Source organism: Serratia quinivorans, from assembly GCF_052113645.1.
GTDB classification, from domain to species: domain Bacteria; phylum Pseudomonadota; class Gammaproteobacteria; order Enterobacterales; family Enterobacteriaceae; genus Serratia; species Serratia quinivorans_B.
Genome location: NZ_JBIEIU010000004.1, coordinates 212,149 through 229,420 on the forward strand (window position 1 = coordinate 212,149; position 17,272 = coordinate 229,420).

14 protein-coding genes are annotated in these 17,272 nt (G+C 56.0%); 7 read left to right on the plus strand and 7 right to left on the minus strand.

The window, feature by feature from the left end; genetic code table 11:
• Positions 1 to 526 precede the first annotated feature (526 nt).
• A complete protein-coding gene (locus ACGS9J_RS10195) occupies positions 527 to 1,147 on the plus strand; it encodes a carbonic anhydrase (protein WP_442230809.1) in 621 nt (206 codons plus the stop codon).
• Positions 1,144 to 2,643: a SulP family inorganic anion transporter gene (locus ACGS9J_RS10200; RefSeq protein WP_442230810.1), complete on the plus strand. Its 1,500-nt coding sequence runs from the start codon at positions 1,144 to 1,146 to the stop codon at positions 2,641 to 2,643. Before ACGS9J_RS10195 ends, ACGS9J_RS10200 begins: the two co-directional genes overlap by 4 nt.
• 62 nt (positions 2,644 to 2,705) lie before the next feature.
• Here ACGS9J_RS10200 and ACGS9J_RS10205 read toward each other — a convergent pair whose 3' ends face one another.
• The gene (locus ACGS9J_RS10205) at positions 2,706 to 4,592 is read right to left on the minus strand and encodes an aliphatic sulfonate ABC transporter substrate-binding protein (RefSeq protein ID WP_442230811.1); all 1,887 of its coding nucleotides are present in this window, start codon (positions 4,590 to 4,592) and stop codon (positions 2,706 to 2,708) included.
• Positions 4,593 to 4,866: 274 nt separating this feature from the next.
• Here ACGS9J_RS10205 and ssuD point away from each other — a divergent pair, with 274 nt between their 5' ends.
• The 4 genes from ssuD to ACGS9J_RS10225 all read left to right on the plus strand — a co-directional run bounded on the left by ssuD (position 4,867) and on the right by ACGS9J_RS10225 (position 10,570).
• Entirely contained in the window at positions 4,867 to 6,027 is a 1,161-nt protein-coding gene (gene ssuD / locus ACGS9J_RS10210) for an FMNH2-dependent alkanesulfonate monooxygenase (RefSeq protein WP_442230812.1), read from the plus strand.
• Positions 6,028 to 6,043: 16 nt separating this feature from the next.
• Positions 6,044 to 7,135, plus strand: a complete 1,092-nt coding sequence (gene sfnG, locus ACGS9J_RS10215; protein WP_442230813.1) for a dimethylsulfone monooxygenase SfnG — start codon at positions 6,044 to 6,046, stop codon at positions 7,133 to 7,135.
• The gene (locus ACGS9J_RS10220) at positions 7,128 to 8,528 is read left to right on the plus strand and encodes an FAD/NAD(P)-binding protein (RefSeq protein ID WP_442230814.1); all 1,401 of its coding nucleotides are present in this window, start codon (positions 7,128 to 7,130) and stop codon (positions 8,526 to 8,528) included. The genes sfnG and ACGS9J_RS10220 overlap by 8 nt, the downstream gene beginning before the upstream one ends.
• 395 nt (positions 8,529 to 8,923) lie before the next feature.
• Complete coding sequence (locus ACGS9J_RS10225; protein ID WP_442230815.1) at positions 8,924 to 10,570, plus strand: methyl-accepting chemotaxis protein; 1,647 nt, start codon at positions 8,924 to 8,926, stop codon at positions 10,568 to 10,570.
• A gap of 94 nt (positions 10,571 to 10,664) precedes the next feature.
• Here ACGS9J_RS10225 and ACGS9J_RS10230 read toward each other — a convergent pair whose 3' ends face one another.
• The 6 genes from ACGS9J_RS10230 to ACGS9J_RS10255 form a co-directional block, all read right to left on the minus strand.
• Entirely contained in the window at positions 10,665 to 11,129 is a 465-nt protein-coding gene (locus ACGS9J_RS10230; protein WP_442230816.1) for a DUF1456 family protein, read from the minus strand.
• Positions 11,130 to 11,339: 210 nt separating this feature from the next.
• A complete protein-coding gene (phnE, locus tag ACGS9J_RS10235; RefSeq protein ID WP_442230817.1) occupies positions 11,340 to 12,239 on the minus strand; it encodes a phosphonate ABC transporter, permease protein PhnE in 900 nt (299 codons plus the stop codon).
• Positions 12,236 to 13,099 (minus strand): phosphonate ABC transporter, permease protein PhnE, encoded by an 864-nt coding sequence (phnE, locus tag ACGS9J_RS10240; RefSeq protein WP_442230818.1) that lies wholly within the window; start codon positions 13,097 to 13,099, stop codon positions 12,236 to 12,238. The genes phnE (ACGS9J_RS10235) and phnE (ACGS9J_RS10240) overlap by 4 nt, the downstream gene beginning before the upstream one ends.
• A 58-nt stretch (positions 13,100 to 13,157) precedes the next feature.
• Positions 13,158 to 14,090: a phosphonate ABC transporter substrate-binding protein gene (gene phnD, locus ACGS9J_RS10245; RefSeq protein ID WP_442230819.1), complete on the minus strand. Its 933-nt coding sequence runs from the start codon at positions 14,088 to 14,090 to the stop codon at positions 13,158 to 13,160.
• A 51-nt stretch (positions 14,091 to 14,141) separates the two neighbouring features.
• Positions 14,142 to 14,975 carry a phosphonate ABC transporter ATP-binding protein gene (gene phnC / locus ACGS9J_RS10250; RefSeq protein ID WP_442230820.1) on the minus strand — a complete coding sequence of 278 codons (834 nt, stop codon included), beginning with the start codon at positions 14,973 to 14,975 and terminating at the stop codon, positions 14,142 to 14,144.
• A gap of 120 nt (positions 14,976 to 15,095) precedes the next feature.
• The gene (locus tag ACGS9J_RS10255; protein ID WP_442230821.1) at positions 15,096 to 16,121 is read right to left on the minus strand and encodes a zinc-binding alcohol dehydrogenase family protein; all 1,026 of its coding nucleotides are present in this window, start codon (positions 16,119 to 16,121) and stop codon (positions 15,096 to 15,098) included.
• Positions 16,122 to 16,262: 141 nt separating this feature from the next.
• On the opposite strand from ACGS9J_RS10255, the gene ACGS9J_RS10260 reads away from it, so the two are divergent.
• Positions 16,263 to 17,168 carry a GntR family transcriptional regulator gene (locus ACGS9J_RS10260; protein ID WP_442230822.1) on the plus strand — a complete coding sequence of 302 codons (906 nt, stop codon included), beginning with the start codon at positions 16,263 to 16,265 and terminating at the stop codon, positions 17,166 to 17,168.
• Positions 17,169 to 17,272: the final 104 nt, after the last annotated feature.

Below are 17,272 nucleotides of genomic sequence, written 5' to 3' on the forward strand. Positions count from 1 at the left end.
CTTATGATAAAAACGTATAAACCTGCACCAGACTCGGGCAATTTGCGAGCAAAAAAGGTGCAATAAAGCGTTATTTCCTTAATATTCGAAGTGCCTTTAGGCTATTAACCACAGTAATTTAATGTGCATTATCCTACCGAATTTCGATTAATCAGAAATAATTAGTCGGTCAATATGATAAATAATTTAGTTACTAAACAACGAAATGCATTAAGTAAAAAGACATTTTTCAAAAAGAACGATAAATCATATTGAGCAATAAATATATTAATTAAACTCCAAAACAAACCAAAAACTCAGAATTAAAAACCAGAAATATACCAATAATCCACTACATTTCCGCAAACTTAATTAGCGCATGGCCAGCCCGATTTATTGTAAATATAGAAAACTTTACACAACCCCTGCTTATCATTGGTACGGTAATTGGACTAACCTAGGGCTGGAGTTATTGATAACGACGACAGACGGCATATCAGCGTCTGTCTGTATCGCCGCTAAATACCCCCTTAGCCAAGGAGTCCTCATGACATCCATTAATCATCTGCTGGTTAAAAACCGCAGTTGGGCCACTCAGCAACAATCTCGCGATCCTGATTTCTTCCCGCAACTGGCTCAGGCACAGAAACCGCATATTCTGTGGATTGGCTGCTCCGACAGCCGGGTCCCCGCCGAAACCATCGTACGGGCACAACCCGGCGAACTCTTTGTTCACCGCAATATCGCCAACATGGTCGAAGAGCAGGATGATAATTTGATGAGCGTGGTGCAATACGCAGTCGAGCAACTGGGCATAGAGGCGATAGTGATTTGCGGGCATTACGGCTGCGGCGGGATCCAGTCCGCCCTCAGCAGCCGTGACAGCACCGGTAGGGACTCACTAACCCGTCGCCTCAACACCCTGCGCAACAACCTGGAACAACATTTGCCATCAGGCAGCGAGGCCAGTCACGACGAAGCCTCCCACCTGAAAAAAGCCGCAAACACCAACGTACAACTTCAGCTCCATGCCCTCAGTAAAACCCAGTTAATTCAAAAGGCCTGGCGGCGCAATACCGCATTGACCCTGTTCGGCTGCATTTACGATATGCACACCGGTTTTCTGAATGTGCTGGAACAGCGTAACGCTGACGGGAGAGTGACATGAATCGTGCCGATCTCCGTTTTGACCTGCCTGCCGGGCTGGTGGTGTTTCTGGTCGCTCTGCCACTCAGTCTGGGCATTGCGCAAGCCAGCGGCGTACCGCCCTTCGTTGGGCTGCTGACCGGCGTGATCGGCGGTATCGTCGTGACCCTGCTCAGCCCTTCCCCCTTTTCGGTCAGCGGCCCCGCCGCAGGGTTGGTGACCATTGTCACCGGCGCCATGGCAACGCTGGGCGACTTCCCGTCGTTTTTGCTGGCCCTGATCCTGGCCGGCGCGTTGCAACTGGCCTTCGGCCTGCTGCGTGGCGGCAAGCTGGCGGCGCTGATCCCCGGTTCGGTGATCCACGGCATGCTGGCCGCCATCGGTATTTTACTGATCCTGCAACAACTGCCGTTGGCGATGGGCTACTCGTCGGGGCAAGGCCTGAGCGAAACATTTTCCGGTGAGCAGCTGCAAGGGGATATCGCCCCGGCGGCGGTGTTATTGACGCTGGGCGCTCTGCTGCTGATCGGCTTCTGGGGGAGTTCCACACTCAAACAGCGCCTGCGATTGAGCGCACTGCCCGGCCCGCTGGTCGCCGTACTGTGGGGCGTTCTGTTTGTCTGGCTCGGGCAAAAAATCTGGCCCGCCGCCGGTGCCTTACCGCGCATAGAGCTGCCCGCGCTGACCAGCGTGGAGGCCCTGCAGGCGCAATTGTCCCTGCCGAACTGGCAGGCGTGGCGCAACCCGGCGGTTTATCTGGTGGCCGTTACCCTTGCCATCGTCGCCAGCCTGGAAACGCTGCTCAGCCAAGAGGCACTGAAAAAAATGGCGCCGATGATGCCGGAACCCTCTTCCGACAAGGAGCTGCGCGCCCAAGGGGTAGGCAACGTGATCAGCGGGCTGTTGGGCGGCCTGCCGATTACCGCAGTGATCGTGCGTAGCTCCGCCAACGTGCAGGCCGGTGCACGCACCCGGGTATCGATTCTGCTCCACGGCGTCCTGCTGTTACTCAGCGCGTTGCTGTTCGCCGAAATGCTGAATAGCATCCCGCTGGCCAGCCTGGCGGCAGTCCTGATCTACACCGGTTTCAAGCTGGCGCATCCCCGCATTTTTATCACCCTGTGGCGTCAGGGTCTGCAGCAGTTCGTCCCTTTTGCCGCGACCCTCGGCGGTATTCTGACGTTTGGCATGTTGGCGGGAATTGCGATCGGCCTTGCGGCGCAACTGCTGTGGAGCCTGTATCAAAGCAATCGTCACGCCCTGCGCCTGACCCGCTACGACGATCATTACCTGCTTCACTGCCAGCAAAACCTGACGTTCCTCAACAAGATGCGCCTCAAGCAATTATTGGGGCAAATTGAGCACAACAGCACGGTGATTATCGATTGCGAAGGGGTTAATTATCTCGACGACGATATTCGCGCCATGCTCAACGATTACCGCCAAACCGCGGAGAAAAAGCAGATCATTATCAATCTGCACCCGCCCACTAACCTTCTGGCGCGTGACCTTTGCTAAATGAAAACGGCGCGGGGTTAGCAGCCCTGCGCCGTGCTTACTCTGGAGTGCAAATTAGCCCCTCACTGCCATACCGCCTCGCGAACTTTAATCGCACGGGGCAACAATCCCAAGGCATAAAAACGGTCGGCTATCGCCTGCTGCTGACGGATGATGTTGAGATCCATCCGCCGAGTCTGATGGCTACGACGCGCCAAAGCATGGGTGAGCGAAGCTATGCCCTGCCCCAGTTCAGCCGATAACAGCGCCGCCGCTTCATCGCGATGGTCATCAATATAGCGCCCGGTTTGTTCCAACGCCGCCATCAGCCCATGCAGTAAATCCGCAGAGTGCCCGGCAAAATCACGATGGGCGAGATAAAATTGGTGGTTGCTCACCCGCCCTGCGCCATTGGCGATCACCCTGAACTGCCCGCTTTGTTCGGCATCGCTCAGCAACGGATCCCACATCATCCAGGCATCCACCGCATGATGGTCGCTGGGGGTTAGCGGGTATTTGGGCGGGGCATAGACCACCCGCACGTCTTCCAGCGTCAGCCCGGCTTCATCAAGCAGTTGCAACAGGAGATAATGCACGTTGGAGCCTTTATTGACCGCTATCCGCTTGCCGCGCAGGTCAGCCAGAGTGAGGATCGGGCTGTCATCGGCGACCAGCAACGCCACGCTTTGTGGGGCGGCAGGTTCCCAGGCAACGTACAGCAACGGGCTGTTGCCGGCCTGAGCAAATAAAGGAGGCACCTCACCGGTGGTGCCAAAATCGATTTCACGGTTGGTCAGGGCATGCAGCAACTGAGGCCCGGCAGGAAACTCGCTCCACAGCACACTCACGCCGCTGTCGACCAGGCGCGCCTCCAGCGACTGCCGTGCCTTGAGTATTCCCAGGTTGCCAAACTTCTGATAACCAATGCGCAGCTCACGTTCACGGCGGCCGGGCTCCCGGTCTGATTTTCCCCCCGAGCCGCCGGCGCTTCGCCTGGCTTTGATTAACCCAAGATGCCCCAGGTGGGTACGCAGCGTATTACGGCTGATCCCCAGCAGCGCCGCAGCCTGCAACTGGTTGCCCTGGCTCAGTTCAAAGGCATTGCGCACCAGCGAGTCGATCACCCGTTGGTAGAGGGGGCTGTCGTTGCCCGCCAACTGCTGGCGAAGGAAAACATCCAGCGAATCCTCCCCCTGAGGCAGTGAACCGACATGGCCGCCGCTCAGCCTCAACTGCTGCGGCGTAATCAGCGGCTCTTTGCTGAGCAGCACCGCATTATGCAGGGTGTTCTCCAGCTCGCGGACATTCCCCGGCCACGGGTAGTCCATCAAGGTGGCCAACGTCTCTTCACTGAGACGCAGTTGAGGTCGCCCTAGCCGCCGCGCGTACAGCGTCAGAAAATGTTCTGCCAACAGCGGAATATCCTCCCGCCGCTGGCGTAAGGGCGGCAAAGCAACCGCCGCCACATTCAGCCGGTAGTACAGATCCTCGCGGAACCGGCGTTCGCGAATGGCATGCGCCAGATCCACATGCGTGGCGGCCACCACGCGGACATTCACTTTCACCGACCGATGGGAACCCACCCGGGTCACTTCCCGCTCCTGCAATACGCGCAGCAACTTCACCTGCAGCGGCAGGCTTAACTCACCAATTTCGTCCAGCAACAAGGTGCCGCCCTCTGCCGCCTCGAACCAGCCCTGGTGGCGTTCCACCGCCCCCGTGAAGGCCCCCTTTTCATGCCCAAACAGCTCGGACTCGGCAAGGCTCTCGGTCAAGGCCCCGCAGTTCACCGCCAGAAAGGGACGATCACGCCTCAGGCTGTGGTGATGCAGATAACGGGCCACCACTTCCTTGCCCGTGCCGGTTTCCCCCACGATGAGCACCGTGGCATCCGTCGGAGCCAACCGATCCAGAACGCTCTGGAAGGCGAGAGAAGCGGGATCAATCAAGTGTGGGCCGGAGGTTTGCATCGTCGATACCTTTCATGAAACAGAACAGAAACCATACCGGCAGGCGCGGGATAAGACGAGGGGGTCAACCGCCGCTTTGCTGCAAATGCAACAGGTTGCCGTCAGCCACTGCTGCATTTGCAGCAAAACCGCCTCACAGTAAAAAACGCTAACCCACTAATAGCCAATAAAAAAACGACTTCCTGATGTTGGCATGCTTCCTGCTACGTTGTTTATAACCAAGTCTGGATATTCTATTGAATAAATTAAGATATCGTTATATAGGAAACGGATAATGAGCGAACAACAGGCGCAAAACATCAACGTATTCTGGTTTTTACCGACCCACGGTGACGGCCGTTATCTGGGCACGACCGAGGGCGGAAGAGCGGTAGATCTGCCTTATTTACAACAGGTCGCGCTGGCGGCAGACAATCTCGGCTATTACGGCGTACTGATCCCCACCGGCAAAAGCTGCGAGGATTCCTGGCTGGTCGCGGCCGCACTGGCCCCCATCACCAAACGTCTGCGCTACCTGGTCGCCGTGCGCCCTGGACTGCAACCCCCGAGCCTGGCCGCGCGGATGGCCGCTACGCTGGATCGCCTGTCGGATGGCCGTCTGTTGATCAACGTGGTCACCGGTGGCGACCCGGTAGAGAACAAAGGCGATGGGATCTTCCTGAGCCATGCCGAACGTTATCGGGTCACGCGTGAGTTTCTGGAGGTCTATTCCCGTCTGCTGAAAGGTGAAAAGGTCGATTTTCAGGGGGACTATCTGCGGGTAGAAGGCGCGGAGGTGCTGTTCCCGCCGGTGCAGGAGAACGGGCCGCCGCTGTTTTTTGGCGGTTCGTCTGAGGAAGCGCTGGACGTGGCGGCGAACCAGATCGACACCTATCTCACCTGGGGAGAGCCGGTTGAGCAGGTGGCGGAAAAAATTGCCGTGGTGCGTCAGCGCGCGCAGGAGCGTGGCCGCACGCTGGACTATGGCATTCGCCTGCACGTCATTGTGCGGGAAACAGAGGAGGAAGCCTGGGCTGCGGCCGACAAACTGATTGCCCATCTGGACGACGAGACCATCGCCGCCGCACAGAAAATTTTCTCGCGCATGGACTCTACCGGACAGGCTCGCATGAGCGCACTGCATGGCGGCTCGAAGGAGAGTTTACGTATCGCGCCCAACTTATGGGCAGGCGTGGGACTGGTGCGCGGCGGTGCGGGGACTGCGCTGGTCGGTGATCCACAGCAGGTTGCCGAGCGCATCCGCGAATATCAGGCGTTGGGGATCACTAATTTTATTTTCTCGGGTTACCCGCATCTGGAAGAGGCGCACCGGTTTGCCGAACTGGTGATGCCCCTGCTGCCGCTGGCGAGCAACGCAGGAAAACGTCAGCGCACGGTCAACACCGGGCCGTTTGGAGAAACCATCGGTGGCGATCGTCGTCCGGTGAAAAAGTGAAACTGAGGAGAAAACCATGAGCAATGAACCGATCAAGTTCGCCTACTGGGTGCCTAACGTGTCAGGTGGCCTGGTGATCAGCCAAATCCCTCAGCGCACCGGCTGGGATGCAAACTATAACCGCAAACTGGCGCAAATTGCCGAACGCGCCGGGTTTGACTATGCCCTGACGCAGATCCGCTTCACCGCAGGTTATGGTGCCGATAATCAGCATGAGTCGGTGACTTTTTCACAGGACTTGCTGGCCGCCACCGAGAAACTCAAGGTGATCGCCGCCCTGTTGCCTGGCCCCTGGAATCCGACGCTGGCCGCCAAACAGATCGCCACCATCAGCCACCTGTCCAATGCCCGTATTGCGGTCAATATCGTCAGCGGTTGGTTCCGGGGCGAATTTAAGGCGATTGGCGAACCCTGGCTGGATCATGAGGAACGCTACCTGCGTTCGGAGGAGTTTATCCGCTGCCTGCAGGGCATCTGGCAGCAGGACAGCTTCACTTTTGCCGGTGATTTTTACCGCTTCCGCGACTATTCGTTGAAACCGAAACCGCTCGATCCGCAGCCGGAAATTTTCCAGGGGGGCAGCTCAAGAGCCGCGCGGGATATGGCGGCACGCGTTTCCGACTGGTACTTCACGAACGGCAACACTCCGGAAGGCATCCGCCAGCAGGTTGAAGATATCCAGTTGAAGGCGGCCGAAAACCGGCACCAGGTCAAAATCGGCGTCAATGGCTTTGTCATTGCCCGTCAGACAGAGCAAGAGGCGCAAAGCGTACTGCGTGATATTCTGGAACATGCTAATCCGGATGCGGTGAAAGGCTTTCAGTCTGAGGTGAAAAATGCCGGTAGCGCCTCCCCTGAGGGTGAGGGTAACTGGGCGAAATCGACGCTGGAGGATTTGGTGCAATATAACGATGGTTTCAAAACGAACCTGATTGGTACGCCGCAGCAAATAGCGGAGCGGATTATCGCGCTGAAGCAGGCAGGCGTGAACCTGATGCTGCTGGGCTTCCTGCATTTCCAGGAAGAAGTGGAGTTCTTTGGCCGCGAAGTGATCCCGCTGGTTCGCGAGCTGGAACGCCAACAGCAGCCGGTGCTGAGTCATGGCTGATCGGCAGATTGTCATCATTGGCGGCGGTTTTAGCGGTACGGCGCTGGCTATTCATCTGGCTCGGCTGGGGGGCGCCGGGCTGAAGGTGACGATTATCGAGCCTCGCGCCCAATTGGCTCAGGGCGTGGCTTACGGCACGGTCGATCCGGCGCACCGCATTAACGTCCCCGCCGCACGGATGCAGCTTTCCGCCGCGGAAGAAGGTGATTTCGACCGCTGGCTGCGTGCTGACACGAGCGTCAAACAGGATGAAAAAGCGCGCTGGACGGATGGCAGCCTTTATCCGCAACGGGGAAGGTTCGCCGCCTATATCGTCGAAAAGCTGGCCGCAGCGCTGGAAACATCGGCAGTCCGCGTAACCCATGTTCAGGACCAGGCGGTGGCGCTGGTTCAAGGGGAAGTGCTGACGGCTTCCGGGAATAAATACCGCGCGGACGACGTGGTGCTGGCCATCAGCCACCCTCCCCCTGCCGTGCCGAAACAGCTTCTGCAGGTGCTGCACGATCACCCCGGGTTGATAGCCAACCCGTGGCAGGCAGACGCGTTGGCCGGGGTAAATCCCACTGCGCGGGTGGCGATTATCGGTTCCGGTTTGACCATGTCGGACGTGGTGGCGTCGCTTTACCGTCAGGGCCACCGTGGGCCGATCCTGGCTTTCTCGCGCCGCGGTCAGCTTCCGCGGCCAAACCTGACCGGTGAGTATGCCGCCCGTCAGCTTGACTATCGGCGTCCGCAACCTGCCGGCGCCCGTGGTTGGCTACGCCGGGTCAGGCAGGAGGTGGCGCAGGCCGCAGCAGAAGGCCAACCCTGGCAAGGAGTGCTGGATGACATCCGACTCAACGGACAGCAAATTTGGCAGCAGTGGTCGCTGAAAGAACAGCGGCGCTTTCTGCGCCATCTGCGGCCATGGTGGGACGTGCACCGTTACCGTATTGCACCGCAGGTCAGCGAGGTATTGTCCCACTTGCAGCAGAATGGAAACCTCAAAGTGCTGGCCGCCAGCCTCAAGCAGGTTTCGCTGGATAACGGGACGATCGTCCTGACATTGAAAGCACGGGGTACCGATGCCACGCCAACCCTGCGGGTGGATAAACTGATTGTCACTACCGGCCCGGCGCACGGCGCGCTGCTCAAGGGCGATGCGTTGTTAAATCAACTCGCCACCGACGGCACTATCCTGCCCGATCCGCTGGCGCTGGGGATTTGGGTCGATGCGCATTCCCGGACGATTAATCACCAGGGCCAGAGCAACCCTCATCTCTACGTGGTTGGCCCGGCCGCCCGAGGCCGTTTCGGTGAGCTGATGGGATTGCCACAGGTGGCCCAGCACGCGGAATCGCTGGCGCAGCAGTTACTGGGGCGGTCGCCGAGTGCCCCCAAGGACGCTGATTAGTTGACGGGGGATCCGCGCCTTCCCCCCTTATCTAAAGGCAGGCTATTCAACACCGATTCCCCCTTGGCAATACCATCGAAATAGAAACATGATTAATCACAGTGACGACGAAATAAATAGGCTCCGGGGTAGGCCTTCAGGTGTTTTTTTCCTGTTTGGCTCGCTGCTACTTTCCTGTTATTTTTTAGAATAATAGGCATCTGCTCAAACCATGTTGTATTTATGTTTCAATTACAAATGGAAAGTTAAAAAACGCCGATAATAGCGATGTCAAAATTCCCCCGCCCATTAATCGCTAAAGTTTTAGCCTGACCTGCCGAAAACAAGCAGCACTTCTCGCGGCAAAAAAGGGTTATTTGCCGCACTGGCTCCTCATTGAAACTTCAGGTTGTACTATGTTTGAACGATTAAAGATCTCCCACGGGTTAATGGGGATTTTGACCCTATTTTGTATTATTCAGATATTCTCCGGCGTGTGGAGCATGCTGGATGCCTCCGGTACCAATAACCGCCTGACGCAAATATCTTCCGGTTTTAATCAAATCATGGCAATGGATAATGCTTACGCTTCCGTTACCGAGATCCGCGAAGAAGTGCTTAAAGATGCGCTGATGCTCACGACGCAACCGCAAAGTCGTGATGCCAAAAACTCCCTGGGTGAACTTCGCCGACGCCTCGCTGACGTTGATAAACTGATGGAAAAATTTTATCAACTATCACAGTCTGACCAGAGTGAAAACGATCGCACCCAGAACGTCAAAAATCTGTATGAAAAAGCACGCGGCGATCTGCTGCAATTAATTATCAGCCTGGAAGATGGCGACATCAACCGTTTCCAGTCAATTATGCACAATAGCTCGGCCACGTCTTTCATGTCCGCGCTTGACGATACTTCTGCCTACGTCGCCAACGATATTATTACGCCCGCCGCCGCTGCGGCACAGGCCAGCTATCGCCAAATGGTGCCTTTATCGCTGACGTTTATTTTCATCTTTATTCTGCTGACCGGAGCAGTCCTGGTTTGGATCAGGAAATATGTACTGAACAAAATCAATCAGATCATCGACTATCAGGCTGAAATTGCGCACGGAAATTTGGCGATTGAAATTAATGCCAGCGGAAATAACGAAATGGGCAGGTTAATGCAGGGTCTGGTCAATATGCGTAATGAGCTGGCTAATACCGTCAGCGCCGTTCGTGCCGGCACGCAAAACATTTATACCGGCGTGCAGGAAATTGCCGCAGGCAACAACGACCTTTCCAGCCGCACCGAAGAACAGGCCAGTTCGCTGGAAGAAACGGCGGCCAGCATGGAGCAACTCTCCGCTACGGTGAAAAACAACGCAGAGAGCGCCGGTGCTGCGACCTCTCTGGTGAAACGCGCTTCGCAAAGTGCGCTCAACGGCGGTGAGATCACTCGCAAAATGGTCGTTACCATGAGCGATATCGCCGAGAGCTCACGTAAAATTGGTGATATCACCAGCGTCATCGACGGCATCGCCTTCCAAACCAACATTTTAGCCCTGAATGCAGCGGTGGAAGCGGCTCGCGCCGGTGAACAAGGCCGTGGCTTTGCCGTGGTCGCCGGTGAGGTTCGAAACCTTGCACAGCGCAGCGCTCAGGCGGCCAAAGAGATTAAAACGCTGATTGACACCTCGGTGCTGCGCGTCAGCCAGGGCAACGATTTGGTGGAAAACGTGAGCGGAGCCATGACGGAAATTGTTACCGCTATCGGCCAGGTCACGGAAACCATGCAGGAGATTTCAAGTGCCTCGGAAGAGCAGAGCCGTGGAATTGCCCAAATTGCGCAGGCCGTTAACGAAATGGATAAGGTGACCCAGCAGAACGCCGCACTGGTTGAACAATCGGCTTCCGCCGCGGGTGCGCTGGAAGATCAGGCCAATCACTTGAATCAAACCGTCTGCGTTTTCCAACTCTCCACCACCACACCCGCCGTGGTACGCCCTCAGCCGCAGGCTATTGCCGTGCCGAAAGTGAAAGCGGTTGCTGAGGATGACGGTGACAATTGGAGCCGTTTTTAAGGCGCTAAATAAAAGTTAAGTCTGTTTTTGCACAGAGAACAACGCCAACAGAATGTTGGCGTTGAGAGGCAGATGCCATGAATGTCGGCGTGACTTATACGCCGCGCAGGCGTTGCGTCAACCCTTTGAGGAAATAACGCAGCATCTGATCGCCACACGGACGGAAGTTTTTGGTGCCTTCTTTGCGGAACAGCGCGCTCAATTCCGGCTTGGAAATGCGGAAATCTACGGCGGTGAAAATCTGATGCATGTCGGTATCTTTCAACTCGAACGCCACACGCAGCTTTTTCAACACCAGGTTATTGGTGATCGGCAGTTCCACTTCCGGCGCCGGGAACTTGTCGTCCTTGCCGCGCTTGAAAAACACCAGGCCATTCAGGAAGTGCGCCATGACTTCGTCCGGGCAATTCTCGAAACCGGGCTCACCTTCTTTGATGACGTAAGCAGCCATCGCCGAGACCGCAACGTCGAAATTATCCAATTTGATAATCTCGACCATTTTTGCGTCGTTAATACTCAGCATGTAGCGCACGCTGCGCAGCACATCATTGTTGATCATAGAATTGCCTTTACCCTTTGTACTTGAAACTGTGGCGGTGTTGGCTGCCTTCACTCACCCAAGTCACTGACTTTAGTCAGCTCATTGGCATTCGTTCAGTTGCCGCCTTGCCGCAATTCCAATTACTTCGGGTAATTAACGCGAGGGGCTGACAAAAAACGGCCGCACAGTTGAATATGTGCGGCAGTATAAGGATCGGAGCGGGGTTTCTCAATCGATTTGGCTTTTTTGCTGATACAGCGGAATGTCTTCCCCGATAATGTATTTGTTGCGCAGGATCGACGACACCTTATCCATAATCATCACTACCACCACCAGCATCAGGGTGATAAACATCACGACGTCCCAATTCCACAGCCGCATGTTCTCCGCATACACCAGGCCGATGCCGCCGGCACCGACAAAGCCCAGCACCGCCGCAGAGCGAGTGTTGGATTCAATCTGGTAGAGGCTTAGCGCCAGGAAGGTCGGGAACGACTGGGTGAAAATGCCGTAACGGTGCTTTTGCAGACCGTTGGCACCCACCGCCGTCAGGCCACGGCTCGGGGATTTATCCACCGCTTCGTGCCCTTCCGCATACAGTTTGCCAAGCAGCCCAACGTCCTGCATCAGGATCGCCAGCACCCCGGCCAGCGGCCCCATACCGACCGCACGGACAAAAATAAGCCCCCAGATCGCCATATCGATGCCACGAAAAATATCCAAAAACCGCCGCACCACCACCGATATCGGTCGCAACAGCGGCGTTGACATCACATTGCGCGCCGCGAAGAACGACAGCGGCAAGGCGATCAGCGAAGCGGTAATAGTGCCGGCGAACACGATGCCGATGGTGATGAAGATCTGCTGGAAATAGTACATGAACGGCCAGTTGACGAAATCATGCCAGACGAACATGCGCATAAAGTAGCGGCCAAGCTGGTGACAACCGTTCACGAACTGCGGCCAGGCAATGCCGAAAAACTGGAAGAAGAACAGGTAATACAGCACGATCGCTACCGCGATAATGCCGACGGTGCGCAGGTAGCGGCGCTGCTGCGAGAATATTTCCGGGTGCTGTTGCTTGAGTGCCTGCATCCCTTCCGCTGTGAGCGTGGGTCCTGTGATCATTTTTTCCCCTCCACGACCCGTTTACGCAGTTCGCCTGAAGTGTAATCCAGCAGCGAAACCACCAGGATAATCAGCAGCAGCGTCATGCTGACCTGGTCGTAACGATCGAGTTTGATATTGGTCATCAGCTCCTGGCCGATACCGCCCGCCCCCACCAGCCCTAAAATGGTCGACTGACGGAAGTTGATCTCCAGCCGCATAAAGCTGTACGACAAAAATAACGGTTTCACCTGCGGCCAAAGGCCAAACCGCATGCGTTGCAACGGTGTCGCACCGCAGGCCGCCAGCCCGCGCACCGGCTTGTTGGAGGCCGTTTCAATCGATTCATAAAACAGTTTGGTCAGGCTGCCGATGGTGTGCAGTGCCAGGGCCAGAAAGCCGGGAATGGCACCAATGCCAAACGCCATCACAAACATGACCGCCCACGCCAGCTCCGGCATGGTGCGTAAAAACGCCACCAACGTGCGGATCGCCAGGCGCAATGACGCCGGGCTGTGAGTGTTGTTGGCCGCCAGGAACGCCAGCGCACCGGCTACCAGCACCGAAAGAATCGTCGCCGCCAGCGCCAGCTGCAGCGTTTCCCAGATCAACGGCAGTTGGATATTCAACCGATAACCCCAGTAGGCCAAAGAGCCTTCGGTGTGGCCATCGGCAAACAACAGCGTCCAATGCAGGGTTGGGACGGTTTCCGCCAGATAATCAAAGAAGTGAGGAATGGAGACCCACACGGTGTGCAGGTTGAACTCGGCAATGTTGCCGGCGCCCAGGTAGAGCGCCACCAGACCGAGCGACCAGAACAGCGTCTCGCGCTTTTGCTTGCTGCGGATCTGTTGGTAGTAGTGCGCAAAATCTGTATTCAAAATAGGTTTCCGACGTGAGGAAATCAGCGGGGCCCGGCCTGGCCGAACCCCGGCAGCATTAACGGTCGCCTTTGGTCAGCTCACGTTTCATATCGATGATGTTCTGGTATTCCGCCAGAGTGGTGTCGCCAATGTGCTGTTTACCGCCCATGGCCTTGATAAAGCACGAGTGATCGTCCTTATCCAGCTTCTTGATGGCCGTCACGACCTTGGCTTTGAAATCGGCCGGCAACGAGTTGCTCACCAGGATCGGGCCATTCGGGATCAGCGGCGATTGCCAGATAATGCGCAGCTGTTTCATCAGATCAGGGTGGTCCATGCGGATCATGCGGTTGAACGCGCCGCTGGTGTAGCCGGTGTTGTAATCGCCGATCATCGACGCCCAGGTCACCGCGCCCTCGAACTGGCCGTTCAGCACGCCAAGGATGTCCTGCTCATGGCCGCCGGAGAAGGTCACGCTGGAGAAGGCGTTGTTATATTTGTTGTCTACCGTGCCGCCGAACAGCTTCTTGAACTCCTGATTCGGGATCAGGAAGCCGGAGGTGGAATCCGGATCGGCGAAGCCGACAGCTTTGCCCTTCAGATCTTCCAGTTTTTTATACGGGCTGCCGGCTTTGACCACCACCACGGAGTGGTAACCGCGGGATTGGTCAACGTCATCAATCGCGATGCCGACGATATCTACCGCTTTCGGATCCTTGATGTAGACCGAGGCGAACGACGACGGCGACATGCTCAGCACCAGGTCGATTTTGCCGCCCAGCAGGCCCTGGATCACGCCAGAGTAGTCAGACGAATTGCGCAGCTTGGTGTCGACGTTCAGTTCTTTGTCCAGAAACTGTTTCACGCACTGGTTATCGCCGATTTGCTGGGTGGCGTTTTGGCCGCCGAGAATGCCCAGGTTCAGTTCTTTAGGTGCATCCGCTGCGGCAGCATTAAATACCATCATCGCGCCGGCCATCACTGTGGTCAGACTCAATACTTTTTTCATTACAATGCCTTGTGTGTGTAAAGGTAAAAGTGAAGATAAAGGTTCTGGTGGTTAATGGATCTGATTGGCTTCCTCGCCGTACAGCTGGTGCAGTATCCGTTCGTTCAATTGCGAAGGGTGTCCGTCAAACACGATCTTGCCCTGGGCAATACCGATCACCCGGGTGCAATACTCTTTTACCAACTCGACCGAGTGCAGGTTCACCATCACCGCGATGTCGTTTTCGCTGACTTTTTGCAGCGCATCCATAATGCGGCGGGTATTTTTCGGATCGAGCGACGCTACCGGCTCATCGGCCAGCAGGATCTTGGGGTTTTGCATCAGCGCACGGCAGATCGCCACGCGCTGCATCTGGCCGCCGGACAGGTTCTCAGCGCGCTGCAAGGCATGTGGCAGCATATTGAGCCACTGCAGCAGTTCGATGGCGCGAGCACGATCGGCATCGTCAAACAGTTTGAAGAAGGATTTCAGAGTAGAAGTGTGGCTCAGTCGCCCCAGCAGCACGTTGGTCATCACGTCCAGCCGCGGTACCAGGCAGAAGTCCTGGAAGATCATGCCGCAGCGGGCACGCCACTGGCGCATCTGTCGGGCGGAAAGCTGGGCGATATCCTGGGCTACGCCGTCATCTTCAAAGTGCAGCATCTCGCCGCAGCTCGAAGGAATGGTGCCGTTCAGGGTATGCAGCAAGGTGGATTTACCGGCGCCGGAACGCCCGATCACCGCCACGAACTCACCGACGTGCAGATCGAAGTTGATATCGTCCAGCACGCGATGCTGAGATTTATACGCTTTTCCCAAACCTTTAACCGATAACACTTTTTGTAATTGAACCGGTTGCTGCCCTGGAAAATCGGTTGGTGCCAGTTTTAACAGTGCCTGAGCCATATGATTTCTCTGGTTTCAGTGACTAATCATTATGGGCACCTATTAACGGATAAGTTTATGACAGCGGGATGATGCTTTTATGGCCGGGAAATGACGCGTGCCATCATTTCCCGCTGGGGCTTATTGAAAGTGAATGACACCCTTGATTAACTGCTTGTTGTTGATCACCTGCGCTTCGTAATGCTCCGCCAGGGTAGCGAAATCAAAATGGTGTGAAAGCATCATCTGCGCGGTGATTTTCCCTGCCGCCATTAACCGCCCCACCTTGGCAAAATCTTCGCCGGTCGCGTTGCGGCTGCCCATCAGGGTGGTTTCTTTTTTATGAAACTCCGGATCGGAGAACTGCAGATCGCCCTTGAACAAGCCGACGAACACGATGCTGCCGCCGTGGCGGATCAGGTCGACGGCATGGTTCATCGCCTGTGGGTTGCCGGTGGCATCAATCACCTTGGCCGCCAGCATGCCGCCGAACTGGCCGCGCAGCGCCGCATCAAACTGTTCATCCCGTGGGTCAAGCGTGGGTAACTGCAACACCTGTTCGACATGCCGCCGACGCTCGGCGCTGGTATCCGCCACCACCACCTGCGCGCCATCGGCTTTGGCAATAGCCGCTACGCCCAGCCCGATAGGCCCGGCACCGACCACCAACAGGGGATCTTCCGGCGCTATCGCCGCACGACGTACCGCATGAGCACTGATGGCAAAAGGCTCGATCAGCGCCGCCGCCTCCGGCGCCAGGTTATCCACCGCCAGCAAGTTGTCGGTCGGCACGCTGAGGAATTCGCAGAAACCGCCATCCTGGTGAACGCCAATCACCGAAATATTCTCACAGCAATTGGTTTTGCCGCTTTGGCAGGCGCCGCAGCGGTGACAGGAAATATACGGCATTACCGCCACCCGCTGGCCCACCCGCCAGCCGGTGGTTTTATTGCCGACACTGACAATCTCGCCGCATATTTCATGGCCCAATACGCGAGGATAACTAAAGAAAGGCTGATGACCGGACCAGGCATGAATATCCGTTCCGCAAATACCGACGGTCATTATTTTGATGACCGCCTCCTGTTCCGCAGGAAAAGGTACCGGACGTTGTTGATAAACTAATTTTGTCGGCTGCTCGCACACTAACGTTTTCATTGTTGTCATCGTTTTTCCTCCACTCATGATGAGGAGGTTATTCAATAAAAACGGACCTGCTGCCGGGGTCTTCAGACAAATCTGTGAGGCAACACTAAATAAACCGATTTAAATTGGTTTTAAATGCATAAAAAACCGCTGAGGCACAGCATGAGCAGAACCCAGAACCTGCGGCACAACGTGGTAAACCAGATGATCGACAGCATCAATAATGGCCATCTGCACTCGCCGCTGCCGTCTCAGGCCGCATTGGCTGAGATGTACAACATCAGCCGCACCACCGTGCGCCATACGCTGACGCATTTAGCCCAGTGTGGCGTGCTGGAAAAAGTCGGCGGCGACTACGTTATTTTACGCCGCCCCCAGCCGGAAGACGGTTTCGACTGCCAGAGCCTTTCCCTGGACGAACAGGGAAAAAAGTTCGAAAAGGCGTTCTACCAGATGATCAACCAGAAGCAGCTGCGCGCCGGGGACACCTTCAGCGAACTGCAGCTGTCGCGGATGGTCAACGTCAGCCCCGTGGTGGTGCGAGAATTTCTGCTGCACTTCAGCCGGTATAACCTGATAGACAGCGTCCGACGCGGGCAATGGAGCATGAAGAAATTTGACAGGCGTTATGCCGAACAGCTGTTTGAATTGCGCCAGATGCTGGAAACACACGCCCTTACCCACTTTATCAATCTGCCGATACACGACGAACGCTGGCTGCAAGCCAAAGAGTTGCTGAGCCGCCACCGCCAGCTGCGGGAAAACATCAGCGACAACTATCGTCTGTTTTCCCAGTTGGATCGCGATTTCCACGGGCTGATCCTCTCCGCCGCCAATAACCCGTTTTTCAACCAGTCGCTGGAGATCATTTCGGTGATTTTCCACTTCCACTATCAGTGGGATGAAACCGATCTGAAACAGCGCAATATCGTCGCCATTGAAGAACACATGACCATTCTCAGCGCGTTGATCTGCCGTAACGATCAGGAGGCCATCAACGGTCTGCATCGTCATCTGGATACGGCCAAACAGTCGATGATCCGCTCCATCAACCAGAGCATCGCCTGACCTGCCGTGGTGTTTTTTGTCGATAAAAAAAACCACGAAGCCAGTTAAAACCGATAAAGAGCAGCAAAATACTAGCTGCTGCACGGAACCGCGACAAAACACAC

What these genes read in the sequence shown, in the direction of transcription:
- ACGS9J_RS10195 (WP_442230809.1), top strand. Translation starts at nt 527, where the DNA reads ATGACATCCATTAATCATCTGCTGGTTAAAAACCGCAGTTGGGCCACT.
- ACGS9J_RS10200 (WP_442230810.1), top strand. Translation starts at nt 1,144, where the DNA reads ATGAATCGTGCCGATCTCCGTTTTGACCTGCCTGCCGGGCTGGTGGTG.
- ACGS9J_RS10205 (WP_442230811.1), bottom strand. Translation starts at nt 4,592, where the DNA reads ATGCAAACCTCCGGCCCACACTTGATTGATCCCGCTTCTCTCGCCTTC.
- ssuD (WP_442230812.1), top strand. Translation starts at nt 4,867, where the DNA reads ATGAGCGAACAACAGGCGCAAAACATCAACGTATTCTGGTTTTTACCG.
- sfnG (WP_442230813.1), top strand. Translation starts at nt 6,044, where the DNA reads ATGAGCAATGAACCGATCAAGTTCGCCTACTGGGTGCCTAACGTGTCA.
- ACGS9J_RS10220 (WP_442230814.1), top strand. Translation starts at nt 7,128, where the DNA reads ATGGCTGATCGGCAGATTGTCATCATTGGCGGCGGTTTTAGCGGTACG.
- ACGS9J_RS10225 (WP_442230815.1), top strand. Translation starts at nt 8,924, where the DNA reads ATGTTTGAACGATTAAAGATCTCCCACGGGTTAATGGGGATTTTGACC.
- ACGS9J_RS10230 (WP_442230816.1), bottom strand. Translation starts at nt 11,129, where the DNA reads ATGATCAACAATGATGTGCTGCGCAGCGTGCGCTACATGCTGAGTATT.
- phnE (WP_442230817.1), bottom strand. Translation starts at nt 12,239, where the DNA reads ATGATCACAGGACCCACGCTCACAGCGGAAGGGATGCAGGCACTCAAG.
- phnD (WP_442230819.1), bottom strand. Translation starts at nt 14,090, where the DNA reads ATGAAAAAAGTATTGAGTCTGACCACAGTGATGGCCGGCGCGATGATG.
- phnC (WP_442230820.1), bottom strand. Translation starts at nt 14,975, where the DNA reads ATGGCTCAGGCACTGTTAAAACTGGCACCAACCGATTTTCCAGGGCAG.
- ACGS9J_RS10255 (WP_442230821.1), bottom strand. Translation starts at nt 16,121, where the DNA reads ATGACAACAATGAAAACGTTAGTGTGCGAGCAGCCGACAAAATTAGTT.
- ACGS9J_RS10260 (WP_442230822.1), top strand. Translation starts at nt 16,263, where the DNA reads ATGAGCAGAACCCAGAACCTGCGGCACAACGTGGTAAACCAGATGATC.